Source organism: Bradyrhizobium elkanii WSM2783 (assembly GCF_000472865.1).
Taxonomy (GTDB): Bacteria; Pseudomonadota; Alphaproteobacteria; order Rhizobiales; family Xanthobacteraceae; genus Bradyrhizobium; species Bradyrhizobium elkanii_A.
Genome location: NZ_AXAP01000006.1, coordinates 58,072 through 84,160 on the forward strand (window position 1 = coordinate 58,072; position 26,089 = coordinate 84,160).

Genomic DNA, 26,089 nt, shown 5'->3' on the forward strand with positions numbered 1-26,089 from the left:
AAGAACGGGGAGAGGGAGGAAACCCGGGCTCGCTTCGCGTGCGGCGACAGAAATCGCCGCACGCCACCCGCGCAAATGAACCTCAGGAAAGATGATGGACTTCCTGCAGGCCGTAAACCGGCGTCGCAAGTCCCTCCTTTCGGGCCTTTAGCTGCAACGAAAGATACTGGGAGTAGTGGCGCGACTGGTGCAGATTGCCGCCGTGGAACCACAGACCTTCCTGTTGCGTCGGTTTCCACATGTTGCGCTGTTCGCCTTCCCACGGACCAGGGTCCTTGGTCGTGTTGGAGCCAAGTCCCCAGCATTTGCCGACCTTGTCGGCCACGTCCTTGGAGATCAGGTCCGCAGCCCAACCATTCATCGAGCCGTAGCCGGTGGCGTAAACGATCAGATCCGCGTCCAGCTCGCGGCCATCATCCAACAGGATGGAATGCTCCTTGAGCTCGCGAACGTTCACGCCGCTCACCAGCTTGATCCTTCCATCGGCAACGAGATCGCAGGCTCCGACATCTATGTAATATCCCGAGCCGCGGCGCAGATATTTCATGAACAGGCCGGACTCGTCGTCGCCGAAATCCAGCATGAAGCCTGCCTTTTCCAACCGCTTGTAGAACTCCGCATCCTTCTTGCGAATGGCGTTGTAAATCGGGATCTGGAATTCGTGCATGATGCGATAGGGGAGCGAGGCGAAAATCAGATCCGCCTTGCGGGTCGTCATGCCCGAGGCGACGGCACGCTCGGAATAGAGATCGCCAAGGCCGATTTCCATCAGCGAGTCCGATTTCACGATGTGGGTCGACGAGCGCTGCAACATCGTGACATCCGCCCCGGCTTCCCAGAGCGCCGCGCAGATATCGTGGGCGGAGTTGTTGGACCCGACGACAACCACCTTCTTTCCCTTGTAGGCGTCGGGCCCCGGATGTTGCGACGAATGCTGCTGCTCGCCCTTGAAAACGTCCTGTCCCCTGAACTTCGGGATGTTTGCCTTGCCCGACATCCCGGTCGCCAGCACGAGCTGTTTCGGTTTCAGCACGATCTCCTTGCCGCCACGCTCGACGACGACCGTCCACTCCTTTGCCTTCTCGTCGTACTTGGCGGATTTGCACGTCGTGGAACTCCAGTAGTTCAGCTCCATGACCTTCGTGTACATTTCCAGCCAATCGCCGATCTTGTCCTTGGGCGCGAACACCGGCCAGTTCTCCGGGAACGGGATGTAGGGCAAGTGGTCGTACCAGACCGGATCGTGCAGGCAGAGCGACTTGTAGCGCTTGCGCCAGCTATCGCCCGGCCGCTCGTTCTTCTCGACGATAATGGTCGGCACGCCGAGCTGCCGCAATCGTGCGCCAAGGGCGATGCCGCCCTGACCGCCGCCGACAATAACGACGTAGGGTTGCGTCTTGACGCCGAGCTCGGCGATCTCCTGTTCGCGCTTTTCCTTCCAGGTCTTGCGAGCAGGATCGCTGCCGTGCTCGGCTCCCATGAGCCGCATCGACCCTTTCGGCTCCTCGTGGCCTTTCAGCTCCGTCATGGTTGTGAGCAGCGTCCATATCAGTCCGTTCTTCAGCCGGATATGGCCGTAGCCGCGCGCCACTTCGGTTTCGAACTCAAACCAGCCGTCCGCGACGCCGTCGACTTCGCTCGCGGGATTGCTTGCGTCCTGACGAAAATGGCGGGGTTTGATGCCGGCGAGCTGCGCCGTCAACATCTCGCGAACCTGGCCCTGACCTTCCATGGTGCGCAGGTTCCAGGTGAAGGCCACGAGATCGCGCCAGTAGCAATCGGCCTGAAACAGATTCACCGCAACATCGATCTCGCCGCCGGCGAGCGCGTCCTCCAGCTTACCGAGGGCAGCCTCCACCTTGGTGTGAGGGCTATTGTCCAGCATAGTCGTCTCCTCTCTCTTGTATTTTGGTAACATCAGTCAACGCGGGCGCTCGCCATGCATGGCGAGCGCCCGCGCCTTTCGCAGAAGCTATTTCGTCAGATCGATCAGGATTTTCAGATGCTGACCGGCGGGATCGAGCAGCACGTCAAAGCCTCCTCCGACCGCCTGATCCAGCGTGATCTTCTTGGTCACCACCTTCTTCGCCGGCAGCAGACCGGTGCTGATCAGCCTGATGACACGCGGCCAGTAATGCGTGGGATAGGCCCACGATCCCCGTATATCGATGTCCTTGAACGTGACCTGGAACCAGTCGAGCGGATTTTCGTGGGGATGAAGACCGGTCTGCACCACCACCCCCTGCTTCCGCACCGCGTCCGTGCAGGCCTTGAGAGTCTGCTCGTTGCCAACGCATTCGATCGCGACGTCGCAACCGACATTCCCTTCGCTCAGCGAGCGGACCACATCGCCGGGATTGTCGCGCTTCGGATTGATGGTGACGACGTCAGGCAAGATGCACTTGGCGAATTTCAATCGCGCGTCGTTGATGTCTGAAACGAAAAGCTGAGCAGCACCCGCCGCCCGCGCAGCCAGCAGCGTCAGTATCCCGATTGGGCCTGCGCCGGTGACCAGCACGCTGTTGCCTGCTGTCACGCCACCGCGGTCGCAGGCGTAGACGGCCACCGCTGTCGGCTCGACAAGCGCGGCTTCCTCATCAGTCATCTCGTCTGGAATCTTCTCAACATTGTATTCGTTGAGCAGGGCATATTCCGCCATTCCGCCAGACACCCAACTCAACCCCGCCAATGCAAGTTGCGGGCTGAGATGGAAGAGACCGCGGTCGGCGAAATAATCGCCGGCGCGTGGCATGATCAACGGCTGAACCGATACGCGATCGCCCGGCTTCACCGAAGTAACCCCCTTCCCGACCGCTTCGACCACGCCGCCGAATTCGTGACCGAGAACCTGCGGCCCGCTGACACCTGTAAACGGATGCGGTTCGACGGGGATGAAGATCGGCCCGTAGGCATACTCGTGCAGGTCGGTGCCGCAGATGCCGACGAAGCGGTTCCGGATCAGGACCTGACCCGTGGCTGGCGTTTCCGCCGGTATTGGAATCGTATCGAGACGCAGATCTTTGGCTGCATGAAATCGCAAGGCTTTCATTCTTTCCTCCTGTAACTATTTGCGTTTGTGGTTTGCTGCATTCGGCTTCAATGCCTGGTCCGGTTCATGCCGGGCTGGAGGTCATGGAAGGAAATTTGCCTGGACCGGCTATGATCGCGAGTTGCCCGGTTCGGCTTCTCTCTCATCCTCACGGGACATCATCCCATGAGCCTGGTGTCCTCTGTCCCTTCCAGAGATAGGGCTCGGCCAGCCCGTAACCGAACAGCATCGGAACTATGAAGGACCAGTGCGTGCCCATGTAGCCGTAGGTGAAGGCTTCGCTGATGTTGCCGAAAACCGGCCCGATCAGGTCGAACAAGAGTTTCGTCACCAGATAGGCGAGCAATAGGCAAAAGCTGGACGCCGCCAATCCACCCCACGGCATGGGAATCTGGGAGAACGGCCAGTTGTGAATGGGGATCAAAACGCCATAGGTAACCGAACAGGCGACCATGAACCACAACAGCCAGTATTGATCGTCGGTGAAGTATCCGATGGACCAGAAATTCCCGACGCCGGGCTTGGCGGAATCCCACAGCCCCAAATAGCGGCTGACCCATAGGCAGAGCAGCACGGTCAGGAAGAGGATCGCCATCTGCGTAAACCCGCGACCCGGTTGTTTCATACCCCGCGTCCAGTATGCGAGCAGCCCCGTAGCGGCCCCCATCTGCACGAAGGGAAACCACCAGGCCGGTATCCAGCGCACCACCGAACTCGTAACGAGATAGGTGCAGAAGCCGATCAGAACCAGCAGAATGAAAAACTGCCGGTACGGCGGCATACCCGCCACGATCCAGTTCTCACCCGTGAATGAAAAGAACGCCAGAAAGAAGAAGATGCATCCGACGATCGGAAATATCCAATCGGCGCCAAGCCCGCTCCAGTAGATCGACTTTGCCGATAACCAGCCCAGCATCCACGAAGCTGCAACGATGACAAATCCGCGCGCGAGATTGTTCTTGATCCGATCAAACGGCCAGCCGCAACATACGATTGACAGCAGGGCCCACCACAGACTGAGCAATTGCCAGGTGACGTTATCCAGCCAGAACATCTGGCTGATCTGATCGCTGCTCCATGGTCCGATCGGCATCGCCTTCACGATCAGATTGACGATGAAACACGAAAGTATCGTGAGCCCGTAGACCAACGCCAATCCCTTGATCGACGAATTAAGTCGTAATGGCGCAACCTCGATCGCATACTGCATGTTTGTTTCCCCTCCTGGAGCCTTTCCGGCGCTGATGGAATCAAGCCGGGGTTTTGGTTTTTGTTTTGATGCGGTTTCTTCGCGCGAACCGCTTTTCACGTCGCTCAAAAACGCAATAGAGCGTGATGATTTTTCTTCGCGACCTCAGATAAGAACCATGCCTCCGTCGACGACGAGACTCTGGCCGGTCATGTAGTCGGATGCGGATGACGCCAGGAACCGGGAAACACCGCAGAGATCGTCCGCCGCGGATGGACGCCCGAGCAGAATCCCGGCAGAGAACGTCTCGAAGGCTTCGTTGTCGCGCGAGGTCAAACCCTCGTCCTTGAAGCCCTTGTCGATGAGCTTCCACATGTCCGTCGCCACGACACCCGGACAGATGGCATTGACGTTGATCTTCTGCGCTCCGAAAGCGCGGGCCGCCGCCTGCGTCAACGCCACGACGCCGAACTTGCTGGCCGAATAATGAGCGAGCGGTTCATAACCCTGCTTGCCCGCGATAGAGGCGGTGTTGATGATCTTGCCTCCGTGGCCCTGCGCGATCATCTGCTTGATCGCCTCCTGCATGCAGATGAGAACACCGAGACCGTTGGTATCCATAACCCTGCGCCAATCCTGCTCGGTGATGGACAGGAACGGCTTCGTCTGCGCTATGCCCGCATTGTTGAAGATCACATCCAGCTTGCGGTGCGCCTTCACCGTCGCGGCGATCATGGCCTTGACGCTGTCGCGGCTGGTGACATCGACGCGGACGGCAATCGCCTTGCCGCCTGCGGCGCGAATTCCTTCCGCGACTGTGGAAGCATTGCCTTCGTCAATGTCCGCGATCGTCAGCAGCGCCCCATCCGCCGCAAGACCGCGTGCGATGGCTTCGCCGATGCCGCGGCCGGATCCGGTCACGACAATCGCGCGCCCCTCGAGATCGAATGGCATGAAAATCCTCCCATTTGCTGTTGCACTCTTACGAATGCTTGCAAATGAAAGGAGCAATCGCCGTGCCAACGGCAAAACCCGAAGAATCCTTCGTTTTCTGGAGCGTTTTCGAGCGAAGTGGACACCGGTTCGCGTGAAGAAAACGCGTCAAAACAAGAATCTAGAGCTTCGGTTCTGATTCAATCAGAACCGAAAATGCTCTAGCGAAACAGCGGTCGCTACTGTTGCACGGCCTGCAACAGATGCCACACCTGTTGCAGTCGCACCGCGACAGCGTCAGGTACGTTGGCTCAAACCGTATCGCTTGATTTGACGATGAACGGTGGACCGGTCGACACCCAGCCTGCGCGCGGCTTCCGAAATATTTCCGCCGCAGGCCGCAAGCATCGTTTCCAGCATCGTCTTCTGCGAATGCGGCTCTTTCGCCTTTGCGACGCGGGTCGTTTTCAGCAAAGCATCCGGGAGATCGTGAGGTTCGATGACGCCGTTCTGACAGAGCGCCGCGGCAACCGAGATGACATTGTCCAATTCACGGATGTTGCCAGGCCAGGCGTATGTCTCAAGCACATCGAGCGCTGCCGGGGACACCACCAGAGAATCTTCCTTCGCCCGATGCCTCTCCATGATCTTGCCCAGCAGCCACGCAAAGTCGGATCGCTCCCTGAGCGGCGGCAAGAACAGCGTTGCGGCGTTCAGCCGGTAAAACAAGTCCTCACGAAAGGACCCTACCCTCACGAGCGTTTCGATCATGCGGTGGGAGGCGGAGATCACGCGAACATCGACCGGCTTCGGACGGGTCGCACCGATCGGCATCAGTTCCTTCTCGGCGAGCACACGCAACAACCGGCTCTGCAGCGGCAGCGGCATGTCACCGATCTCGTCGAGGAACAACGTGCCGCCGTCAGCCTCTTCAATCAGACCCTTGCGGCCCTTGGTATTGGCCCCGGTGAAAGCCCCCGGAACATGGCCGAACAGTTCGCCTTCGATCAACTGCTCGGGAATCGCCGCACAATTGACGGCGACAAACCTGCCCTTGACGGCGCTGCTGTCATGGATCGCACGGGCGAGATATTCCTTGCCGGTTCCCGTTTCGCCCTGAATGAGGATCGACAACGGCTTTGCGGCAAGTTTTGCAGCCTTGACCTGAAGTGACGCGATTTGCGGATCGCCTCGGCCGAGATCGCGCAACGAGGCGGGAATCTCGTGCCTGATGCTTGCGGGGGCGCGCACGGCGATGTTCGGTTCGATCGCATGGGCAAACAGCGCGTTGCCGTCGCGGGCAAAGACGAGGCGATCCTGCGTGCGGCGTTGTCGTGTCAGATTCGGCAAGTCGTTGATATCAATTTCAAAGAAGCGCGAAATGGGCTGCCCGATCAGATCGTCGGGCTGGCGCCAGTCGCGGCTCACGGAACGTGCCAAGATCTTGGCACCACCATTGGTCATCCCGATGATGCGTCCAGATCCGTCGATGGAAATGGCCGCCTCCGGATCGACGTCCAGAAATTCCGGCGATCGGGCGAAGCGCAGCACCCACTCCCGGCTTGCCTGCGCCATCAAGTTGGCCAGTTCGATACGCCGCACGGTCGCCGTGACCAGGTGCAAAGCGAGATTCTGGCTCGCCTTCTTGATGGGAGAACTCAGGAGCGAAATGTCCAGCACCGCCGCGAGCGCACCGCGAACATCGTAGATCGGCGCAGCAGTGCAGGACAGCGGCGTGTGCGTATTGTCGAAATGATCGGTCTGATGAATGCTTAGCGCATCCCCGCTTTCGATGCAGGCGCCTACGGCGCAGGTACCCGCCCGGGATTCCGACCACTCTGAGCCAAGATAGAGCCCCGCCTTGCGCAGATTATTGTCGAACAGCGGATCTCCAAGAAATTCGACCGTCACGCCCTGGCGGTCCGAGAGCAGCAACACATAGTTCTGGCCGGCGACCTGCCGAAACAGGTTCTCAAGTCCCGAGCGCGCGATCGATATCAGTACTTCCGACTGCTGACGGTGCTCACGCAACTCGGTATCGGGAACGATATAGGCTTCGCAAGCCTGTGCCGGATCGAGCCGGTGTTGGTTGATGCAGCGCAGCCAGCTCTGCACGACAATATCATCACGGTTGGTTGCCGCGCCGAGACTGACGCTTTCGATTTCGCGGATATGGTCAGAATGCGAAAACATGCGACAATCCGCGCTGCCTCCCAACGGCCACGGCCATATTTTCTCTTTTTTCCCAGGCCGGGCAAGTCTGCACGAGTTTTGTCGAATGTAAACACGCTTCTTCCAGCGGATCAGTTCGCATCAAGCGCCTGTGTCCGCCGCCTCGCACAGCAACATCTCAAATAGACCGGACCGTGCCGGAAGGCCCAAGACCGAAGCGCCCATCCTTCCCATGAGGAACAGGCCGAAAGTCAGTGGACTAGTCAAAAAACAACGCGCGCTAGAACGGCGTTCCCATCAACTTCGACAATCTTTCGATGCTGAGATAGCCGGCGTTGTAGGCCCACATCGCAACAGCAAAAATGGCCGCCGAGATCAGCGTGGTCCAGAGCAGCTTGCGGCCCATCCGCGCCATGATCGGAGCGCCGGGATCGGTGCCTTCGACGCCCCCGCCCTCCTCGTGCTGGCTGCGCACGCCGAACGGCAGCGTCAGGAACAGCACGACCCACCACAAGACGAAGTAGATCGCGAACGCGGTTGAGATGCTGTAAGCCATGCCGTAGCGTTTTCAAGCGAAGTGGATGCCGGTTCGCGTCAAGAAAACGCGTCGAGACAAAAGCTAGAGCCTGATCGGTTCTGATGCAATCAGAACCGATCAGGCGCTACTCCTGCTCAATCTCGACCAGCGCGCCGGAAAAATCCTTCGGATGGAAGAACAGCACTGGCTTGCCGTGGGCGCCGATCTTGGGCTGGCCGTCGCCGAGCACGCGCGCGCCTTCGGCGATCAGCCGGTCGCGCGCGGCGATGATGTCGGGCACGTCGTAGCAGACGTGATGGATGCCGCCGTCGGCATTGCGCTCGACGAATTTTGCGATCGGCGAAGCATCGCCGAGCGGCTCGATGAACTCGATCTTGGTGTTGGGCAAGGTCACGAACACGGTGATGACACCGTGCTCCGGCAACGGCACTGCATCCGAAATCTCGGCGCCGAATGCCGCGCCGTAGATCTTGGCCGCCTTCTTGGCGTCCTTGACCGCTATCGCGACGTGGTTGAGCCGGCCCAGCATGTTGTCTGTCCCTCGCAGTTACGCTTGTTCTTGTCGCCGCCGTGCCGAACCGGCGTCAGACCGTCAGCACGTGAACGATGCAAATCGGCTTCTTGCCCCAATGCTCGTTCACGGTCCCGCGCACTGCGCGGCGGACCGACTCCGCGACCGCATCCGGGTCGCGCCGGCGGGCCCGCGGCAGGCCTTCCACGGTCGATACCACCACATCGAACACGATCTCGTCGAGCACCTCGCCTACGCTGTTTTTCTCCGGCACGCCGACCAGGTCGACCTCCGGATCTTCGGCCAGTTCCCCCTGCGCCGTCATGACGATCGCGACGAAGGCGCAGCCGGCAAATCCCAGCCGCCGCCGCTCGACCACGGCGCGCGACTTGGCGTCCTCCAGAATGATGCCATCCTTGTAGAGCCGCCCTGAGGGCACCTCGGCGATGATCCCGGGCTCGCCGGGCCCGAGCTTGACCAAGTCGCCATTGCGGCACTCGATCACTTTTGGCACGCCCGCAGCACGCGCAAGCTTGGCGTGCTCGTGCAAATGCAGCGCTTCACCATGTACCGGGATCAGAACCTGCGGCCGCACCCAGGACAGCAGGTCGCGCACTTCGTCGCGGCGCGGGTGGCCGGAGACGTGGACCAGATGGTCGCGGTCGGTGATGACCTCGATACCCTGCTCGACCAGGTCGTTGATGATCGAGCCAACTGCTTTCTCGTTACCCGGAATGGTACGGGAGGAGAAGATCACGCAATCGCCCTTGTTGAGCGTGATCTCCGGATGATCGTCCTTGGCGATCCGCGCCAGCGCCGCGCGCGGCTCGCCCTGGCTGCCGGTGCAGATCGCCAGCACCTTGTCAGCCGGGAAGTGGCCGTAGAGATCGGGCCCGCGGAAATTCTGCACGCCGTCGAGGTAGCCGGTCTCGCGCGCGACCTGGACCACGCGGTCCATGGCGCGGCCGACCACCACGACCTCGCGGTCCGCGATCCGCGCCGCATCGGCGACCGCCTTGATGCGTGCGACGTTGGAAGCAAAGGTCGTCACCGCGACGCGGCCCTTCGCGCCCTTGACCAGCCCGGCGATGGTCTTCGACACTTCGGCTTCCGAGGGCGAACGCCCGTCGCGTACCGCGTTGGTGGAATCGCCGACCAGCGCCAGCACGCCGGCGTCGCCAAGCTCGCGCAAGCGTTTCTCATCGGTCGGCGGCCCGACGGTCGGCGTCGGGTCGAGCTTCCAGTCGCCGGTGTGCAGGACGGTGCCGACCTCGGTGTGGATCGCGAGCGCATGCGACTCAGGAATTGAATGCGCGACCGGAATGAATTCGACGTTGAACGGGCCGATATCGACGCGCCCGCCCGAGGGCACCACGGTGATCGGGATTTTCGGCGGGTTGCGCTCGGCGGCGCATTTGGCCTCGAACAGCGCCGCGCTGAACTTCGTCGCGTAGATCTTGCACTGCAGCTTCGGCCAGAGATCGATGATGGCGCCGAAGTGGTCCTCATGGGCGTGCGTCAGCACCAGGCCCATCAGGTTCTGTCGTTCCTTCTCCAGGAACGAGATGTCGGGCATGATCAGGTCGATGCCGGGCAGATGCTCCTCGTCACCGAAGGAGACGCCGAGATCGACCGCGAGCCAGGACCGTTGCTGCCGATTGCCGAGCCCATAGATCGACAGGTTCATGCCGATCTCGCCGACGCCGCCGAGCGGCGCAAAGGTCAGTTCATCCGGCCGCGCCATCAGGCAGATCCTACTGAGGCCGCCGTACCGAAATAGACCTCGCCTGCGGTTACGGGGACGTGCTTGCCGTCGGGCAGCCGGATAATCATGCAACCTGTCTCATCGATGGTGTCGAACGTGCCTTCGAGAATAGCGTTCCCCGTCTGGACCGCCACATTCTCCCCCAGCCGGGCCGCACGCGCGAGCCAAAGCCTGCGGATTTCCGCAAAACCGCGGCCGTTGTCCCAGACGCCGCGGAATTCCACCCAGGCCTCCGAAAGCGCGGTAAACAGCTCCTCGGCGCCGACATGGACGCCAAGAGCGGCCAGCGAGGTCGCGGGCGTCGGCGTGCCCTCCGGCGCCCCCACGACATTGGTGCCGATGCCGACCACGACGGCAAGGCGGCCGCCCGCGACGATCTCGGCCTCGAGCAGGATGCCGGCGAGCTTCTTGTTCCCGGCCAGCACGTCGTTCGGCCATTTCAGGGAGAACTTCAGCGCATCCGTCCCGCCCAGACGCAGCGCCGCCTCGACGCTGATCTTTTGCAGCGCAGCCTCCAGCGACAGCCCCGCGGCAAAGCCGAGCGTCGCCGCGACCGCGGGCGCGACGTCCATGACCTCAAGGATGCTGCTGGCGAGATTGCCGCGTGGGGCGATCCAGGTCCGCTGCCGTCGGCCGCGCCCCGCCGTCTGCTCAGTCGTCACGAACCACATCGGTCCGCGCTCGCCGTCACGGGCGCGGACCAGAGCCTCCGCATTCGTCGAGCCGACCTGGTCAAAGGCGGCTAGCCTGTAGCCGGCGGAAGTGGCGCGATGACCAAGTGCAAACGGCATCTAGAAAAGTGACTTCGCCGCGGCGGTCGCAACGCTGACCAGCGGTCCTGGATAAGCGAAGAAGAAGATGTTGAAGAGGCCCGCGACCGCCAGCACCCCGCGCAATTCGATCCGGACCGGATCGAGCTTACCCACCGGCTCGTCGAAATACATCGTCTTGATGATGGCGAGATAGTAGTAGGCGCCCACCACGCTGGTCAGCACGCCGATCACGGCGAGGGTGAACAGGTTGGCCTTGATCGCCGCGACGAAGACGTACCACTTGGCGAAGAAGCCCGCGAGCGGCGGAATGCCGGCGAGCGAGAACAACAGCATCGCGAAGAAGAAGGCGAGCAGCGGATTGGTGCGCGAGAGGCCTGCGAAATCGCTGATCTGCTCGACATGCTGTCCGTTGCGCTTCATCGCGAGGATGATTGCGAACGAGCCGAGCGTCATCGCGACATAGATCGCGACGTACATCAGCACGCCCTGCGCGCCTTCCACCGTGCCGGCGGCGAGCCCGACCAGCGCAAAGCCCATGTGGCCAATCGAGGAATAGGCCATCAGGCGCTTGATGTTCTTCTGCCCGATCGCAGCGAATGAGCCGAGCGCCATCGAGGCGATGGAGACGAACACCAGGATCTGCTGCCACTGCGGCACGATGCCGGGGAATGCGGTCAGCGTCGCACGGGTGAACACTGCCATCGCCGCGACCTTCGGCGCGGAAGCGAAGAACGCCGTGACCGGCGTCGGCGCGCCCTCATAGACGTCGGGCGTCCACATGTGGAACGGCACCGCCGAGACCTTGAAGCAGAGGCCGGCGAGCAGGAACACCAGCCCGAACACGATGCCGGGTGTGCCGGTCGTCGCAGCCGCCGCGATGCCAGCGAAATTGACAGTGCCGGTGAAGCCATAGATCAGCGAGGCGCCATAGAGCAGCATGCCCGAGGACAGCGCGCCCAGCACAAAATACTTGAGTCCGGCTTCGGTCGACTTGGCGTTGTCGCGGTGGCTGGCGGCGACGACGTAGAGCGCAAGGCTCATCAGCTCGAGCCCGAGATAGAGCGCAATCAGGTCGCCCGCTGAGATCAGCACCATCATGCCGAGCGTCGAGAGCAGCACCAGGATCGAATATTCGAAGATGCGACGCGACGGATCGGACAGGAATTCCGTCGACAGGATCAGCGTTGCCGCCGAGCCGATCAGCGCGAGGATCTTCAGGAAGCGGGCAAAGTCGTCGACGATGAAGCTGCCGCCGAAGGTGACGAGCTTACCGGACGGCAGCATCAGTATGAGCACGCCGGTGAGGATGAGCAGCAACGTCGCAAGCGTGGTCACGAACCGCGTCGTCCCCTGCCCGCGATAGGCCCCGATCATCAACAGCACCATCGAGCCGACCGCAAGCACGAGCTCGGGCAGCACCGGCTGCAACTGATAACCTGCACTCGAGAAGCTCATGGGTTAAGGCCTTACTGGAGCAGCGCGGCTGCCTTCACGGCAGTCACGGCGGTGTTGTAATTATTGACGAGCTGCTGGACCGATGCTTCGGACATATCGAGCACCGGCTTCGGATAGACGCCGAACAGGATGGTCAGCGCCACCAGCGGGAACAGGATCAGGCATTCGCGCGCCGTCAGATCCTTGATGCTCATCAAGGACGGCTTGACCAGCGCGCCGAACACCACCTTGCGATAGAGCCACAACGCGTAGGCCGCGGACAGGATCACGCCGGTGGTGGCAAGCACCGTGGTCGGCAGCGACACCTTGAACGTGCCGAGCAGCGTCATGAATTCGCCGATGAAGCCGCTGGTGCCGGGCAGGCCGACATTGGCCATGGTGAAGACCATGAACACCAGCGCATAGAGCGGCATCCGGTTCACCAGGCCGCCATAGGCGGCGATCTCGCGGGTATGCATGCGATCGTAGACGATGCCGACGCAGAGGAACAGCGCGCCGGAGACGATGCCGTGGGAGATCATCTGGAACACGCCGCCGGCGACCCCCTGCATGGTCCCGGCGAAAACGCCCATGGTGACGAAGCCCATATGGGCGACGGACGAATAGGCGATCAGCTTCTTGATGTCCTCCTGCATCAGGGCCACCAGCGAGGTGTAGATGATGGCGATGACGGACAGCGCGAAGACCAGCGGCGCGAAGTCGTGCGACGCCAGCGGGAACATCGGCAGCGAGAAGCGCAGGAAGCCGTAGCCGCCCATCTTCAAGAGGATTGCCGCAAGGATCACCGAGCCCGCGGTCGGCGCTTCGACGTGGGCGTCAGGCAGCCAGGTGTGCACCGGCCACATCGGCATCTTCACCGCGAAGGAGGCAAAGAACGCGAGCCAGGCCCACTTCTGCAGGTTGTACGGCACGGCGGTGTGCATCAGGGTCGGAATGTCGGTCGTACCCGCGTTCCAGTACAGCGCCATGATGGCAAGCAGCATCAGCACCGAGCCGAGCAGCGTGTAGAGGAAGAACTTGAAGGAGGCATAGACCCGGCGCGGCCCGCCCCAGACGCCGATGATCAGGAACATCGGGATCAGGCCGCCTTCGAAGAACAGGTAGAACAGCACGAGGTCGAGCGCCGAGAAGGTGCCGACCATCAGCGTTTCCAGGATCAGAAACGCCATCATGTATTCGCTCACGCGCTGCGTGACCGATTTCCAGCTCGCTATGATGCAGAACGGCATGACTGCGGTGGTCAGGATCAGCAACGGCAGCGAGATGCCGTCGACGCCCATGTGATAATTGATGCCGGTGGCGAGCCACGACGCCTTCTCGACGAACTGGAAGTCGGCGTTCGCCGGATCGAACCGCACCACCAGGATCAACGAAATCAGGAAGGTGATCAGCGTGGTCCAGAACGAAATCCAGCGGGCGTTGCGGTTCGCCGCTTCGTCCCCGCCCCGCGCGAGCAGATAGACCAGAAGCGCGCCGAGCGCCGGCAGGAAGGTAACTACGGAAAGGATGGGCCAGGTCGTCATCACTGGCCTCCCAGGCCGAACATGAACCAGGTGATCAGGCCGGCAGCCCCGATCAGCATGGCGAAGGCGTAGTGGTAGAGATAGCCGGTCTGGATCTTCACAGCATTACGGGCGACATCGAGCACACGCGCCGACACGCCATCCGGCCCGAAGCCGTCGATGATGGCGCCGTCACCCTTCTTCCAGAGCGTGTAACCGATCCACTTGGCGGGCCGCACGAAGATCAGATCGTACAGCTCGTCGAAATACCACTTGTTGAGCAGGAACTGGTAGAGCATCGGCTGCTGCTTGGCGAGCTCAACCGGCAGATAGGGCCGGCTGATGTAGAAGAGATACGCGATCAGGAAGCCCAGCACCATCATGACCGTCGGCAGGAAGGCGATGCTCTCGGGGATGTGGTGCATTTCCTCGATGATATGCGGGTTCATCTTCACGGATTCGCGGAAGAACTCCTCGATGCCGTGACCCGCGAACAATTCCTTGAACGGGAAACCGGCGAGGAAGGAGCCGACCGCGAGCACCCCGATCGGGATCAGCATCCAGATCGGGCTCTCATGTGCGGCCTCGTAGTGCTCCTCGTCGTGCGGCGTGCCGTGGAAGGTCTTGAAGATGAGGCGCCAGGAATAGAACGAGGTCAGGAGGGCGGCGAACACCGTCAGCAGGAAGCCGTAGAACGCGAACGGATTATGCGAGGCATAGGCCGACTCGATGATCGCGTCCTTGGAGAAGTAGCCGGCGGTCAGCGGGAAGCCCGTCAGCGCGAGCGTGCCGACCACCATCACCGCATAGGTATAGGGGATCTTGCGCCACAGCCCGCCCATGTTGCGGATGTCCTGCTCGTGATGCATCGCGTAGATCACCGAGCCGGAACCCAAGAACAGCAACGCCTTGAAGAAGGCGTGGGTGAACAGATGGAACATGCCGACCGAATAGGCCCCCGCTCCCATCGCCACGAACATGTAGCCGAGCTGGGAACAGGTCGAATAAGCGACGATGCGCTTGATGTCGTTCTGTACCAGGCCGATGGTCGCGGCAAAGAACGCGGTGGTCGCGCCGAAGAACATCACCACGGCCTGCGCGTTCGGCGCCAGCTCAAACAGCGGCGACAGCCGCGCCACCATGAAGACGCCGGCGGTCACCATGGTCGCGGCATGGATCAGCGCCGAGACCGGCGTCGGGCCTTCCATCGCGTCCGGCAACCAGGTGTGCAGCAGGAACTGCGCCGATTTGCCCATTGCACCCATGAACAGCAGGACGCAGGTGAGCGTCAGCGCATCGACATGCCAGCCGAAGAAATTGATGGTCTTGCCGGTCAGGCCCCCGGCGCCGCCGAAGATGGTGTCGAAATCGGTCGAACCGATCAGCGCGAAGATCGAGAAGATGCCGAGCAAGAAGCCGAAATCGCCGACACGGTTGACGACGAACGCCTTGATCGCGGCGGCATTTGCTGTCGGTTTCTGATACCAGAAGCCAATCAACAGGTAGCTCGCCAGGCCCACGCCTTCCCAGCCGAAGAACATCTGCACCAGATTGTCCGCGGTCACCAGCATCAGCATCGCGAAAGTGAACAGCGACAAATAGGCGAAGAAGCGCGGCCGGTTCGGGTCCTCGTCCATGTAGCCGATGGAGTAGAGGTGCACGAGCGAGGACACGGTGTTGACGACGACCAGCATTACCGCAGTCAGCGTGTCGATCCGTAGCGCCCAGGAGACCTGCAGGTCGCCGGAAGTGATCCAGGGAAACAGCGGGACGCGGGCGTCGTGGTGCAGGAAGCCGACGTCGACCAGCGCAAACCAGGACAACGCCGCGGAGACGAACAACAGCCCGGTCGTGATCAGCTCGGCCGCACGTGAGCCGGCGGCCGGCGGCTCGCTCACGTGGTGGTCGTCGTGGCCATGATCGCCGTGGGCATGTTCATCGTGGGCCGCGGAGGCATGGGCATCGCCATGCGCATCGTCGTGATGTTCGACGGTGTCGCCGCTCGGGTTGCGCGCATGGGCGCCGACGATCGCGATGAGCCCTGCGAGAATGGCGCCCAGCAGCGGCAGGAAGACGATTGCCTGGTACATCGGCGCGTTAGCCCTTCATCAGATTGACGTCTTCAACCGCGATCGAACCGCGGTTGCGGAAATAGACCACCAGGACGGCAAGCCCGATCGCGGCTTCCGCGGCCGCCACCGTGAGCACCAGGAGCGCGAACACCTGGCCGACGATGTCGCCGAGGAAGGTCGAGAACGCCACCAGGTTGATGTTGACCGAAAGCAGGATCAATTCGATCGACATCAGGATGACGATGATGTTCTTGCGGTTCAGGAAGATGCCGAGGATCCCGAGCGTGAACAGGATCGCGCCGACCGAGAGATAGTGTCCGAGCCCGATCGTCATTTCACCCACTCCGCCGCATCAGCTTCCTGCAGCCCCTGCCCCGACGTCACCTTGCGCAGCGCCATCGCCATTTCCGGCGTGCGCGCGTTCTGCACGGTGATGTTCTGCCGCTTGACATTCGCCTTGTGGCGCAGCGTCAGCACGATGGCGCCGATCATCGCGACCAGCAGCACGAGCCCCGCGATCTGGAAGTAGAAGATGTACTTCGTGTAGAGCACGAGCCCGAGCGCCTCGGTATTGGAGACGTTGGTCGGGATCGCCGCGGTGATCGTCTTGGTGACGGCGGGATTGATCACCCAGGCGCCGGCTATCAAGAGAAGCTCGAACATGAAGATGCCGCCGATCACAAGGCCGACCGGCAGGTATTCGAGGAAGCCCTCGCGAAGCTCGGTGAAATCGACGTCGAGCATCATGATCACGAACAGGAACAGCACCGCGACCGCGCCGACATAGACGACGATCAGGATCATCGCCAGGAACTCGGCGCCCATCAGCACGAACAGGCCCGAGGCGTTGACGAAGGCCAGGATCAGATACAGCACCGAGTGGACGGGGTTGCGCGACACAACCACCATCACCGCCGACGCCACACAGACCGCGGCAAACAGGTAGAAGAACAGTGCGGGAAGGATCATCGGCGAGCCTCCGCGCCCCGGAATGACGTGGGAATGTTCTGAAGGATCATGCCCTCACCTCAGCGGTATGGCGCGTCGAGCTCGATCGCCTTTGCGATCTCGCGCTCCCAGCGGTCGCCATTGGCGAGCAGCTTGGCCTTGTCATAGTAGAGTTCCTCGCGAGTCTCGGTCGCGAATTCGAAATTCGGTCCTTCGACGATCGCATCGACCGGGCAGGCCTCCTGGCACAGGCCGCAATAGATGCACTTCACCATGTCGATGTCGTAGCGCACGGTGCGGCGGGTGCCGTCGTTGCGGCGCGGCCCAGCCTCGATCGTGATCGCCTGGGCCGGGCAGATCGCCTCGCACAGCTTGCAGGCAATGCAGCGCTCCTCGCCGTTCGGGTAGCGGCGCAGCGCATGCTCGCCGCGAAAGCGGGGCGAGATCGGGTTCTTCTCGAAGGGATAGTTGATGGTCGGCTTCGGCTGGAAGAAATAGCGCATGGCGAGGAAGAACGCCGAGACGAATTCCGAGAGCAGAAGCGAGCGGGCTGTTGCGTTGATATTCATGACGGCCTCACTTCGGCGCGATGCCGGCGAACTGCAGCACAGCGGCAACGACCACCACCATCACCAGCGACAGCGGCAGGAACACCTTCCAGCCAAGCCGCATCAGTTGATCGTAGCGGTAGCGCGGCACGATCGCCTTCGCCATCGCGAACAGGAAGAACATGAAGAAGAGTTTCAGCGCGAACCAGATCACGCCGGGGATCCAGGTGAACGGCGGCAGCGCCACCGGCGGCAGCCAGCCGCCGAGGAACAGGATCGTCGCCAGCGCGCACATCGTGGTGATCGCGACATACTCGCCAAGCATGAACAGAAGATACGGCGTCGAGCCGTATTCGACCATGAAGCCCGCGACCAGTTCGGATTCCGCTTCCACGAGGTCGAACGGCGGGCGGTTGGTTTCCGCCAGCGACGAGACGTAGAACACCACGAACATCGGCAACAGCGGCCACACATACCAGTTCAGGATGGTGAGCTGCGGCAGGCCGATCAGGTGGGCCAGCCCGCGGGTGTTCTGCGCTTCGACCACCGCGGAGAGATTGAGCGAACCGGCGCAGAGCAGCACGGTGATGATCACGAAGCCGATCGAGACTTCATAGGACACCATCTGCGCCGCGGAGCGGAGCGCCGCCAGGAACGGGTATTTCGAGTTTGACGACCAGCCGGCCATGATGATGCCGTAGATCGACAGCGAGGAGATCGCGAAGATGTAGAGCACGCCGACATTGATGTCGGAGATCACCCAGCCGAAATTCATCGGGATCACCGCCCAGGCGGCGAGCGCGAGGACGCAGGACACCAGCGGCGCCAACAGGAACACGCCCTTGTTGGCGCTGGCCGGGATCGTCGGCTCCTTCAGCACGAACTTCAGGAGGTCGGCGAAGGATTGCAGCAATCCCCAGGGCCCGACCACGTTGGGGCCGCGGCGGATCTGTACCGCCGCCCATATCTTGCGATCGGCGAGCAGGATGTAGGCGATCGCGATCAGGAGCACGACGAGCAGGAGCACGCTCTGGGCCAGCATGATGATCAGCGGCCACAGGAAACCGGTCCAGAACGAGCTTGCGAAGAAATCAGCCATCAGATCACGCTCACTCCGCTGCCGTCAGCATCCGCGCCGAGGCCAGGCGCGAACATTCCGCCATCACGGCGGACGCCCGGGCGATCGGGTTGGTCAGGTAAAAGTCCTCGACCGGACTCTGGAACACCGCCTTGTCGGCGCTTCCGCCCTTCGACGCAAGCGCCTTGATATCGTCGGCCTTGCCCGGTTCGATCTGGTCGATCCGCATCAGATGCGGCACCGCCTTGAACAGCGCCTGGCGCAAGGCAGCCAGCGAATCGTAAGGCAGCTTCTTGCCCAGCACGTCCGAGAGCGCGCGAATGATCGCCCAGTCCTCGCGCGCTTCCCCGGGCGGGAACGCGGCGCGGGCGGCCATCTGTGCCCTGCCCTCGGTGTTGACGTAGATGCCGGACTTCTCGGTGTAGGCCGCACCCGGCAGGATCACGTCGGCGCGGTGCGCGCCGCGGTCGCCATGGGTGCCGATATAGACGACGAACGTCCCGTCCGGCACCTTGATCTCGTCGGCGCCGAGCAGGAACAGCACGTCGAGCGTGCCAGGGGTCGTCATCTGCGTCGCATTGAGGCCGCCGGCGCCGCCCGAAAAGCCGACGTCGAGGGCACCGACCCGGGAGGCGGTATCGTGCAGCACGCCGAACCCGTTCCAGTCGTCCTTCAGCGCGCCGAAATCGACCGCGAGCTTCGCCGCCTGCGCCAGCACCGCCGCACCGTCCTGGCGCGCGAACGCGCCGGCGCCCACCAGCACGATCGGGTTCTTGGCATTCTTGAGCACGTCGGCGAAGGAATGCTTGCCGGCAGCGAGAGCTGCAAGCGTCTCCGGTCCGGCGCCAAGATAGTCGTAGTCGTAGGTCAGGTCCGCCTTGGCACCGATCACGCCGATCTTGAGCTGGCCGGTCCGCCAGCGCTTGCGGATCCGCGCGTTGATGATCGCGGCTTCCTTGCGCGGGGTCGAGCCGATGATCAGGAGCGCGTCCGCCCGCTCGATGCCCGCAATCGTCGGATTGAAGATGTAGCTGCCGCGGCCCGCCTTCGGATCGAAGGCATCGCCACCCTGCACGGCAAGGTTGGACGAGCCGTATTTCGCCAGCAGCTCCTTCAGCGCGAACATCTCCTCGACCGCGGCAACGTCGCCGGCGATGGCACCGATCCGCTTGCCGTCGATGCGGCCGGCCTTGGCCGCGATCGCTGCGAAGGCTTCCTGCCATGAGGCCGGGCGGAGCTTGCCGTTCTCGCGGATATAGGGCCGGTCGAGCCGCTGGGTACGCAGGCCGTCGACGATGTGACGGGTCTTGTCGGAGATCCACTCCTCGTTCACGGCCTCGTTGATGCGCGGCAGGATCCGCATCACCTCGCGGCCGCGGGTATCGACCCGGATCGCCGAGCCGACGCCATCCATCACGTCGATCGACTGCGTCTTGCCGAGCTCCCAGGGCCGCGCCACGAAGGCGTAGGGCTTGGAGGTCAGCGCGCCCACCGGGCAGATGTCGACCAGATTGCCCTGCAGTTCCGAACTCAGCGCCTGCTCCAGATAGGTCGTGATCTCCATGTCCTCGCCGCGGCCGGTCGCGCCCATTTCCGGGGCGCCCGCCACTTCCGCGGAGAACCGGACGCAGCGCGTGCACTGGATGCAGCGGTTCATCGAGGTCTTGACCAGCGCGCCCAGATATTTGTCCTCGACCGCGCGCTTGTTCTCGGCGAAGCGGCTGGTGTCGACACCATAGCCCATCGCTTGGTCCTGCAGGTCGCATTCGCCGCCCTGGTCGCAGATCGGGCAGTCCAGCGGATGGTTGATCAGCAGGAACTCCATCACGCCTTCGCGCGCCTTCTTCACCATCGGCGAGCGGGTGGAGATTTCCGGCGGCTCGCCCTTGGGGCCCGGACGGCAGTCGCGCACGCCCCAGGCGCAGCTTGCGACCGGCTTCGGGCCGCCCTTCACTTCGACGAGGCACATCCGGCAGTTGCCGGCGATCGACAGCCGCTCATGGTAGCAGAAGCGCGGGATTTCGGCGCCGGCGGCCTCGCACGCCTGGAGCAGCGTGTATTCCGGCGGCACATCGATCTCTTTGCCATCGATGATCAGTTTGGTCATTTCTTTACGTCTTTCCCAGCTTGCAGTCGGGCGGCACGACGCTGGCGGTTTTCAGTGAAGCCTTCACCCATTGCTGGGTGTCGGCGCTGTAGGTCGCGAGATAGGCCGGCTCGGCGCCAATCTTGGCGCAGAGGAACGGCAGATGCGGCCTCAAATCGTAGTCGCAGGAAGCCGCCCATTCGCGCCGATTGGCAAACGCCGACATCGCCTCCTCGCAGGCATAGAGAAAGTACGAGACGAAGCTCTCGTACTGCACCTGGTCCTCCTGGCTCCCCGCCTTGATCCGCTCATAATCCGGCTGCGCATATTTCGGGTTCTTGAAGGCAAGATCGGTGTAGCCAAGAAACGCCTGGCGCGCGCTGGAGGCGCGATTGCCGGTGCGCAGCTCGTTGATCTGGAACAGGATCGCAACAAAGCCGAGCAGCGCCACGGCCGCCTGCGCCATCTGCGCCAGCGTCCCGTATCTCTGCCACCAGAAGCTTGGTTGCGACATTACCATCACTCCGCCGCCACCATGTGCGCGGGATCGAGCACGCCGACATCATCAATGTCAGCCTTGTGCGAATATTGGTCGATGCGCGCTTCGATCTCATGACGGAAGTGCGCGATCAGGCCCTGGATCGGCCAAGCCGCGGCGTCGCCCAGCGCGCAGATGGTGTGACCCTCGACCTGCTTCGTCACCTCGAGCAGCATGTCGATCTCGCGCTTGTGGGCGCGCCCTTCGGCCATGCGGGTCAGCACGCGCCACATCCAGCCCGTGCCTTCTCGGCACGGCGTGCACTGGCCGCAGCTCTCGTGCTTGTAGAAATAGGAGATGCGCGCGATCGCCCGGATCAGGTCGGTCGACTTGTCCATCACGATCACGGCCGCGGTGCCGAGGCCCGAGCGCAATTTGCTCAAGGAGTCGAAATCCATCGGCGTGTCGATGATCTGCTCGGCCGGCACCATGCGCACCGAGGAACCGCCGGGGATCACCGCTTTCAGATTGTCCCAGCCGCCGCGGATGCCGCCGCAATGCTTTTCGATCAGTTCGCGGAACGGAATCCCCATCGCCTCTTCGACGTTGCAGGGCCGCTCGACATGGCCGGAGACACAGAACAGTTTTGTGCCGACATTGTTGGGCCGGCCGATCCCGGCAAACCAGGCCGCGCCGCGGCGCAGGATGTCGGGAGCAACCGCGATCGACTCCACGTTGTTGACGGTGGTCGGGCAGCCGAACAGGCCGACATTGGCCGGGAACGGCGGCTTCAGCCGCGGCTGGCCCTTCTTGCCCTCGAGGCTTTCCAACAGCGCCGTCTCTTCGCCGCAGATATAGGCGCCGGCGCCATGGGCAACGTAGAGGTCGAACGGCCAGCCGTTGATGTTGTCCTTGCCGATCAGCCTAGCCTCATAGGCCTGATCGATCGCAGCCTGCAGATGCTCGCGCTCGCGGATGAATTCGCCGCGGACATAGATGTAGCAGGCATGCGCGTTCATCGCGAAGCTCGCGAGCAGGCAGCCTTCGATCAGGAGATGCGGATCGTGCCGCATGATCTCGCGATCCTTGCAGGTGCCCGGCTCGGATTCGTCGGCGTTGACCACGAGATAGCTCGGCCGGCCGTCGGTCGATTCCTTCGGCATGAACGACCATTTCAGGCCGGTTGGAAAACCGGCCCCGCCACGGCCGCGCAGGCCCGACGCCTTCATCTCGGCGATGATCCAGTCGCGGCCCTTGTCGATGATCGCCTTGGTGCCGTCCCAGGCGCCGCGGCGGCGCGCGCCCTCGAGGCCCCAATCGTGGAGACCGTAGAGGTTCTTGAAGATGCGGTCCTTGTCGTCGAGCATGCCTAGAACTTTCCAAACATCAACGATTGGCCTGGGCGTAAGCGAGCCCCGCGGCGCATCCGCCGAAGGTCAGCGCCCACAACAGGCTGGATTCGAGCGAGGCGTTCAGCCCGTAGCGCTGCAGCAGGAAAATGAACGCGGCAGCGACCGCCGCGTGGAGAGCGATGTAACGCCAGTGTTTCATCGCGACCTCCCTTCCCGCCCGCTGCCATGCGAGACCAGGCCTCATGTGGTTTCCTTCAGCGTGGTCGGCCCGCCCACTGGCGCCGAGAACTGACGGTCGACCTGCGGACCCGGCTTCGGCGGATTGCCCGCGGCGAAACCATCGAGCACTTTGCCGAAGCTCTCCTTGGTCAGGTCCTCGTAGGTATCCTTCCAGATCTGGACCATCGGCGCGTTCACGCAGGCGCCGAGGCACTCGACCTCTTCCCAACTGAAATTGCCGTCCTTCGACAATTCGAAGGGCTCGTGACTGATGCGATGCTGGCAAACTTCGATCAGGTCGCCGGCGCCACGCAGGCGGCAGGGCGTGGTGCCGCAGACCTGCACATGCGCCTTCTTGCCGACCGGCTGCAACTGGAACATCGTGTAGAAGGTCGCGATCTCGAGCACGCGGATGTGGGGCATTTCGAGCATGTCGGCGACGGTGCGGATCGCGGCTTCCGAAACCCAGCCCTCGTTCTGTTCCTGCGCCCGCCACAGGATCGCGATCACAGCGGAGGCCTGACGTCCCGGCGGATACTTCGCGATCTGCTGCTTGGCGAAAGCGAGGTTCTCCTCCGTGAACGCAAAGCTCGCGGGCTGCAATTCCTTCGGGGCAAGACGACGGACCGACATTTCTTACTCTCTCATTGCATGCGGCGAACGGGCTTCGCATTCAGCGCGTTGATCCGGTCCTGCCAGAAGGCGCTTGCGGTGCCGAACACGTTGTAGCCGACATGGGTCGATACCTTGATGCGATCGAGGATCGAAAGCTCGGTCACGGTTTCAAGGCGATTGGAGCTGGGATCGTAGACGATCAGCTTGAGCGGGGTCTGTTCGAGGATGTAGCGCGACACGGTGTGCTTGCGATCGCTGCCATGCTCCTCGCACAGCAGCACGCTGTCGCCCTGCATCAGCCGCAAGCCGCCCTTCATCGCCTCGATCTCGACGCCCTCGACGTCGAGCTTGATCAGATATTTTCCGTCCAGCGCGATCTTGCCGTCGTCGAGCAGATTGTCGAGCGCGATCACCGGCACGTCCTCGCCGCCGGTCTGGTCGCCGGCGATGCTGAACGCCTCATGCTTGGTGCCGGAGAGCTTTGCCGTACCCCTGCCTGCGCCGATCGCGCATTTCATCGTCTCGAAGCGATTGCCGTTGATCGCGGCGTTGTTCGCAAGCTTGGGAAAATTCTGTCCCGACGGCTCGATCGCGATCGCCTTTTGCGAACCGAACGGCTTGCTCGAAACCAGCACCGACCAGTAGCCGTAATTGGCGCCGCAATCGATCAGCGTGTAGTCGACGTCGGCGGAATCCTTGAACAGCAGTTCGAGCTCATCCTCGTAATGGTAGGAGCGGTTGAGCAGCTTGCTCCAATAGCCGTCCCCATAGGGAAACTCGAACACCGCGTCCTCATTGAGCCGGATGGCGATGTTGCGCTCGGGCAGCGTCTTGCGCAGCAGGTTCGCGCAGGCGATGTAGCCCATGTGGGAAAAATGCGAGGAGATCTTCGAACCGGTCGACAGCGCCAGCGCAGCCGTCCGCTCCCACAGGTTGGCTCCTTCGAGAGCCCCTGAGGCGCGGTCAAACTGGATGGGCGGCTGCACCATCACCGATCGACCTCTCCGAACACGATGTCGAGCGAGCCGAGGATCGCCGAGACGTCGGCGAGCAGATGGCCCGTGCAGATGTGATCCATCGCCTGCAGATGGGCAAAGCCCGGCGCCCGGATCTTGCACTTGTAGGGCTTGTTGGTGCCGTCGGAGACGAGATAGACACCGAACTCGCCCTTGGGCGCTTCCACCGCGGCATAGACTTCGCCGGCCGGTACGTGCACGCCCTCGGTGTAGAGCTTGAAGTGATGGATCAGCGCTTCCATCGAGCGCTTCATCTCGCCGCGCCGCGGCGGCGCGATCTTGTTGTCCTCGACCACGACCGGCCCCTGCCCGTCGGGCGATTTCAGTTTCTGGATGCACTGCTTCATGATGCGCACCGACTGGCGCATCTCTTCCATCCGGATCAGGTAGCGGTCGTAGCAGTCGCCGTTCTTGCCGATCGGGATGTCGAAATCCATCTCGGCATAGCATTCATAGGGCTGCGACTTGCGCAGATCCCAGGCCGCGCCCGAGCCGCGCACCATCACGCCCGAAAAGCCCCACTCCCAGGCTTCCTTCAGCGACACCACGCCGATATCGACGTTGCGCTGCTTGAAGATGCGGTTACCGGTGAGCAGCGTGTCGAGGTCCGCGACCACTTTAAGGAACGGATCGCACCACGCCTCGATATCGTCGATCAGCTTCGGCGGCAGGTCCTGGTGCACACCGCCGACGCGGAAGAAGGCGGCATGCATGCGCGAGCCGGAGGCGCGCTCGTAGAACATCATCAGCTTTTCGCGCTCCTCAAAACCCCACAGCGGCGGGGTGAGCGCGCCGACGTCCATCGCCTGCGTGGTGACGTTGAGCAGATGCGACAGGATGCGGCCAATCTCGCAATAGAGCACGCGGATCAACTGCCCGCGCCGCGGCACCTCGATCCCCAGCAGCTTTTCCGCCGCGAGGCAGAAGGCATGCTCCTGGTTCATCGGCGCGACGTAATCAAGCCGGTCGAAATACGGGATCGCCTGCAGATAGGTCTTCTGCTCGATCAGCTTCTCGGTGCCGCGATGCAAGAGCCCGATATGCGGATCGACGCGCGCAACGACCTCGCCATCGAGTTCAAGCACCAAGCGCAGCACACCGTGCGCCGCCGGATGCTGCGGTCCAAAGTTGATGGTGAAGTTGCGCAGATTCTGCGGTTGCTCGTTCATGATCAGGCCTTCGGCTCCGCCTTCGCCTTCTCGTCTCCGGGCAGCGGATAATCCGCACCTTCCCAGGGCGAGAGGAAATCGAACTTGCGGAATTCCTGGTTGAGGCGCACCGGCTCGTACACCACCCGCTTCTCCTCGTCGTCGTAGCGGACCTCGACGAAGCCGGTGAGCGGAAAGTCCTTGCGCAGCGGGTGGCCGTCGAAGCCGTAATCGGTCAGCAGCCGGCGCATGTCAGGATGGCCGGTGAAGATCACGCCATAGAGGTCGTAGGCCTCGCGCTCGAACCAGTCGGCGCCAGGAAAGACCTCGATGATCGAGGGCACCTGCGTGTTCTCGTCGGCCTCCGCGCGCAGGCGGATCCGTGTGTTCAGCGTCGGTGACAGGAAGTGGTAGACGACGTCGAACCGCTTGTCCCGCTCGGGATAATCGACCGCGGTCACATCGGTGATGTTGACGAAGCGGAGAGCCGGATCGTCACGCAGGTGCCTGACGACGTCGACGATCTTCTCGGCGTCCACGTCAACCGTGAGCTGATTGAATGCAACCGAATGCGCCTTCGCAGCGCCGGGAAGCGCGCTAACGATCGTCTGCCCCAAGGCGTCGAGCTTGGCGTCGTCCATG

At 62.4% G+C, this 26,089-nt stretch carries 24 protein-coding genes; all 24 read right to left on the reverse strand.

Translation table 11 applies throughout. The features are described from left to right. Nucleotides 1-82: 82 nt before the first annotated feature. Nucleotides 83-1,885: an NAD(P)/FAD-dependent oxidoreductase gene (locus YY7_RS0107930; protein WP_028162781.1), complete on the reverse strand. Its 1,803-nt coding sequence runs from the start codon at nucleotides 1,883-1,885 to the stop codon at nucleotides 83-85. An 87-nt stretch (nucleotides 1,886-1,972) separates the two neighbouring features. Then, entirely contained in the window at nucleotides 1,973-3,049 is a 1,077-nt protein-coding gene (locus YY7_RS0107935) for a 2,3-butanediol dehydrogenase (protein WP_028162782.1), read from the reverse strand. A gap of 148 nt (nucleotides 3,050-3,197) precedes the next feature. Beyond that, nucleotides 3,198-4,259, reverse strand: a complete 1,062-nt coding sequence (locus YY7_RS0107940) for a hypothetical protein (protein ID WP_028162783.1) — start codon at nucleotides 4,257-4,259, stop codon at nucleotides 3,198-3,200. A 144-nt stretch (nucleotides 4,260-4,403) separates the two neighbouring features. Next, nucleotides 4,404-5,192 (reverse strand): SDR family NAD(P)-dependent oxidoreductase, encoded by a 789-nt coding sequence (locus YY7_RS0107945; protein WP_028162784.1) that lies wholly within the window; start codon nucleotides 5,190-5,192, stop codon nucleotides 4,404-4,406. Between the two features lie 276 nt (nucleotides 5,193-5,468). Beyond that, the gene (locus YY7_RS0107950; protein ID WP_028162785.1) at nucleotides 5,469-7,364 is read right to left on the reverse strand and encodes a sigma-54-dependent Fis family transcriptional regulator; all 1,896 of its coding nucleotides are present in this window, start codon (nucleotides 7,362-7,364) and stop codon (nucleotides 5,469-5,471) included. A gap of 259 nt (nucleotides 7,365-7,623) precedes the next feature. Further along, nucleotides 7,624-7,899, reverse strand: a complete 276-nt coding sequence (locus tag YY7_RS0107955; RefSeq protein ID WP_028162786.1) for a DUF1467 family protein — start codon at nucleotides 7,897-7,899, stop codon at nucleotides 7,624-7,626. A gap of 106 nt (nucleotides 7,900-8,005) precedes the next feature. Further along, nucleotides 8,006-8,410, reverse strand: a complete 405-nt coding sequence (gene mce, locus YY7_RS0107960; RefSeq protein ID WP_028162787.1) for a methylmalonyl-CoA epimerase — start codon at nucleotides 8,408-8,410, stop codon at nucleotides 8,006-8,008. Nucleotides 8,411-8,465: 55 nt separating this feature from the next. After that, on the reverse strand, nucleotides 8,466-10,136 hold the full coding sequence (locus YY7_RS0107965) for a ribonuclease J (protein WP_028162788.1): 1,671 nt from the start codon (nucleotides 10,134-10,136) through the stop codon (nucleotides 8,466-8,468). After that, a complete protein-coding gene (locus YY7_RS0107970; protein WP_028162789.1) occupies nucleotides 10,136-10,948 on the reverse strand; it encodes a biotin--[acetyl-CoA-carboxylase] ligase in 813 nt (270 codons plus the stop codon). The genes YY7_RS0107965 and YY7_RS0107970 overlap by 1 nt, the downstream gene beginning before the upstream one ends. Continuing rightward, entirely contained in the window at nucleotides 10,949-12,385 is a 1,437-nt protein-coding gene (nuoN, locus tag YY7_RS0107975; RefSeq protein WP_028162790.1) for an NADH-quinone oxidoreductase subunit NuoN, read from the reverse strand. 11 nt (nucleotides 12,386-12,396) lie between these two features. Then, the gene (locus YY7_RS0107980) at nucleotides 12,397-13,908 is read right to left on the reverse strand and encodes an NADH-quinone oxidoreductase subunit M (protein ID WP_028162791.1); all 1,512 of its coding nucleotides are present in this window, start codon (nucleotides 13,906-13,908) and stop codon (nucleotides 12,397-12,399) included. Then, the gene (gene nuoL, locus YY7_RS0107985; protein ID WP_028162792.1) at nucleotides 13,908-15,977 is read right to left on the reverse strand and encodes an NADH-quinone oxidoreductase subunit L; all 2,070 of its coding nucleotides are present in this window, start codon (nucleotides 15,975-15,977) and stop codon (nucleotides 13,908-13,910) included. Before nuoL ends, YY7_RS0107980 begins: the two co-directional genes overlap by 1 nt. A 7-nt stretch (nucleotides 15,978-15,984) precedes the next feature. After that, nucleotides 15,985-16,293, reverse strand: coding sequence for an NADH-quinone oxidoreductase subunit NuoK (gene nuoK / locus YY7_RS0107990; protein ID WP_028162793.1), 309 nt, complete (start codon nucleotides 16,291-16,293; stop codon nucleotides 15,985-15,987). Further along, entirely contained in the window at nucleotides 16,290-16,928 is a 639-nt protein-coding gene (locus tag YY7_RS0107995; protein WP_028162794.1) for an NADH-quinone oxidoreductase subunit J, read from the reverse strand. The genes nuoK and YY7_RS0107995 overlap by 4 nt, the downstream gene beginning before the upstream one ends. A gap of 59 nt (nucleotides 16,929-16,987) precedes the next feature. Beyond that, nucleotides 16,988-17,476 (reverse strand): NADH-quinone oxidoreductase subunit NuoI, encoded by a 489-nt coding sequence (gene nuoI / locus YY7_RS0108000; RefSeq protein WP_027575308.1) that lies wholly within the window; start codon nucleotides 17,474-17,476, stop codon nucleotides 16,988-16,990. Nucleotides 17,477-17,483: 7 nt separating this feature from the next. Next, the gene (nuoH, locus tag YY7_RS0108005; protein ID WP_028162795.1) at nucleotides 17,484-18,554 is read right to left on the reverse strand and encodes an NADH-quinone oxidoreductase subunit NuoH; all 1,071 of its coding nucleotides are present in this window, start codon (nucleotides 18,552-18,554) and stop codon (nucleotides 17,484-17,486) included. 10 nt (nucleotides 18,555-18,564) lie between these two features. After that, a complete protein-coding gene (gene nuoG, locus YY7_RS0108010; RefSeq protein ID WP_028162796.1) occupies nucleotides 18,565-20,640 on the reverse strand; it encodes an NADH-quinone oxidoreductase subunit NuoG in 2,076 nt (691 codons plus the stop codon). A gap of 4 nt (nucleotides 20,641-20,644) precedes the next feature. After that, entirely contained in the window at nucleotides 20,645-21,133 is a 489-nt protein-coding gene (locus tag YY7_RS0108015; RefSeq protein WP_028162797.1) for a hypothetical protein, read from the reverse strand. Between the two features lie 5 nt (nucleotides 21,134-21,138). Continuing rightward, complete coding sequence (gene nuoF / locus YY7_RS0108020) at nucleotides 21,139-22,464, reverse strand: NADH-quinone oxidoreductase subunit NuoF (RefSeq protein ID WP_028162798.1); 1,326 nt, start codon at nucleotides 22,462-22,464, stop codon at nucleotides 21,139-21,141. Nucleotides 22,465-22,483: 19 nt separating this feature from the next. Continuing rightward, nucleotides 22,484-22,648 (reverse strand): hypothetical protein, encoded by a 165-nt coding sequence (locus YY7_RS57855; protein ID WP_165420951.1) that lies wholly within the window; start codon nucleotides 22,646-22,648, stop codon nucleotides 22,484-22,486. A gap of 41 nt (nucleotides 22,649-22,689) precedes the next feature. Further along, complete coding sequence (nuoE, locus tag YY7_RS0108030) at nucleotides 22,690-23,301, reverse strand: NADH-quinone oxidoreductase subunit NuoE (protein WP_028162799.1); 612 nt, start codon at nucleotides 23,299-23,301, stop codon at nucleotides 22,690-22,692. A gap of 11 nt (nucleotides 23,302-23,312) precedes the next feature. Further along, nucleotides 23,313-24,272, reverse strand: a complete 960-nt coding sequence (locus YY7_RS0108035) for an FkbM family methyltransferase (RefSeq protein ID WP_028162800.1) — start codon at nucleotides 24,270-24,272, stop codon at nucleotides 23,313-23,315. Continuing rightward, complete coding sequence (locus tag YY7_RS0108040) at nucleotides 24,272-25,468, reverse strand: NADH-quinone oxidoreductase subunit D (RefSeq protein ID WP_028162801.1); 1,197 nt, start codon at nucleotides 25,466-25,468, stop codon at nucleotides 24,272-24,274. The genes YY7_RS0108035 and YY7_RS0108040 overlap by 1 nt, the downstream gene beginning before the upstream one ends. Before the next feature lie 2 nt (nucleotides 25,469-25,470). Then, on the reverse strand, nucleotides 25,471-26,088 hold the full coding sequence (locus YY7_RS0108045; protein WP_028162802.1) for an NADH-quinone oxidoreductase subunit C: 618 nt from the start codon (nucleotides 26,086-26,088) through the stop codon (nucleotides 25,471-25,473). Between the last annotated feature and the right edge of the window lies 1 nt (nucleotide 26,089).

Bases quoted from the DNA above. Each gene is read 5' to 3' on its own strand.
- nuoL (WP_028162792.1), bottom strand. From the start codon at position 15,977: ATGTACCAGGCAATCGTCTTCCTGCCGCTGCTGGGCGCCATTCTCGCA.
- nuoG (WP_028162796.1), bottom strand. From the start codon at position 20,640: ATGACCAAACTGATCATCGATGGCAAAGAGATCGATGTGCCGCCGGAA.
- nuoF (WP_028162798.1), bottom strand. From the start codon at position 22,464: ATGCTCGACGACAAGGACCGCATCTTCAAGAACCTCTACGGTCTCCAC.
- nuoN (WP_028162790.1), bottom strand. From the start codon at position 12,385: ATGAGCTTCTCGAGTGCAGGTTATCAGTTGCAGCCGGTGCTGCCCGAG.
- nuoH (WP_028162795.1), bottom strand. From the start codon at position 18,554: ATGGCTGATTTCTTCGCAAGCTCGTTCTGGACCGGTTTCCTGTGGCCG.
- YY7_RS0107945 (WP_028162784.1), bottom strand. From the start codon at position 5,192: ATGCCATTCGATCTCGAGGGGCGCGCGATTGTCGTGACCGGATCCGGC.
- YY7_RS0107950 (WP_028162785.1), bottom strand. From the start codon at position 7,364: ATGTTTTCGCATTCTGACCATATCCGCGAAATCGAAAGCGTCAGTCTC.
- YY7_RS0107995 (WP_028162794.1), bottom strand. From the start codon at position 16,928: ATGATCCTTCCCGCACTGTTCTTCTACCTGTTTGCCGCGGTCTGTGTG.
- YY7_RS0107935 (WP_028162782.1), bottom strand. From the start codon at position 3,049: ATGAAAGCCTTGCGATTTCATGCAGCCAAAGATCTGCGTCTCGATACG.
- YY7_RS57855 (WP_165420951.1), bottom strand. From the start codon at position 22,648: ATGAAACACTGGCGTTACATCGCTCTCCACGCGGCGGTCGCTGCCGCG.
- YY7_RS0108015 (WP_028162797.1), bottom strand. From the start codon at position 21,133: ATGTCGCAACCAAGCTTCTGGTGGCAGAGATACGGGACGCTGGCGCAG.
- nuoE (WP_028162799.1), bottom strand. From the start codon at position 23,301: ATGTCGGTCCGTCGTCTTGCCCCGAAGGAATTGCAGCCCGCGAGCTTT.
- nuoK (WP_028162793.1), bottom strand. From the start codon at position 16,293: ATGACGATCGGGCTCGGACACTATCTCTCGGTCGGCGCGATCCTGTTC.
- YY7_RS0108035 (WP_028162800.1), bottom strand. From the start codon at position 24,272: ATGGTGCAGCCGCCCATCCAGTTTGACCGCGCCTCAGGGGCTCTCGAA.
- mce (WP_028162787.1), bottom strand. From the start codon at position 8,410: ATGCTGGGCCGGCTCAACCACGTCGCGATAGCGGTCAAGGACGCCAAG.
- YY7_RS0107955 (WP_028162786.1), bottom strand. From the start codon at position 7,899: ATGGCTTACAGCATCTCAACCGCGTTCGCGATCTACTTCGTCTTGTGG.
- nuoI (WP_027575308.1), bottom strand. From the start codon at position 17,476: ATGAATATCAACGCAACAGCCCGCTCGCTTCTGCTCTCGGAATTCGTC.
- YY7_RS0108040 (WP_028162801.1), bottom strand. From the start codon at position 25,468: ATGAACGAGCAACCGCAGAATCTGCGCAACTTCACCATCAACTTTGGA.
- YY7_RS0107970 (WP_028162789.1), bottom strand. From the start codon at position 10,948: ATGCCGTTTGCACTTGGTCATCGCGCCACTTCCGCCGGCTACAGGCTA.
- YY7_RS0107980 (WP_028162791.1), bottom strand. From the start codon at position 13,908: ATGACGACCTGGCCCATCCTTTCCGTAGTTACCTTCCTGCCGGCGCTC.
- YY7_RS0107940 (WP_028162783.1), bottom strand. From the start codon at position 4,259: ATGCAGTATGCGATCGAGGTTGCGCCATTACGACTTAATTCGTCGATC.
- YY7_RS0107965 (WP_028162788.1), bottom strand. From the start codon at position 10,136: ATGGCGCGGCCGGATGAACTGACCTTTGCGCCGCTCGGCGGCGTCGGC.
- YY7_RS0107930 (WP_028162781.1), bottom strand. From the start codon at position 1,885: ATGCTGGACAATAGCCCTCACACCAAGGTGGAGGCTGCCCTCGGTAAG.
- YY7_RS0108045 (WP_028162802.1), bottom strand. From the start codon at position 26,088: ATGGACGACGCCAAGCTCGACGCCTTGGGGCAGACGATCGTTAGCGCG.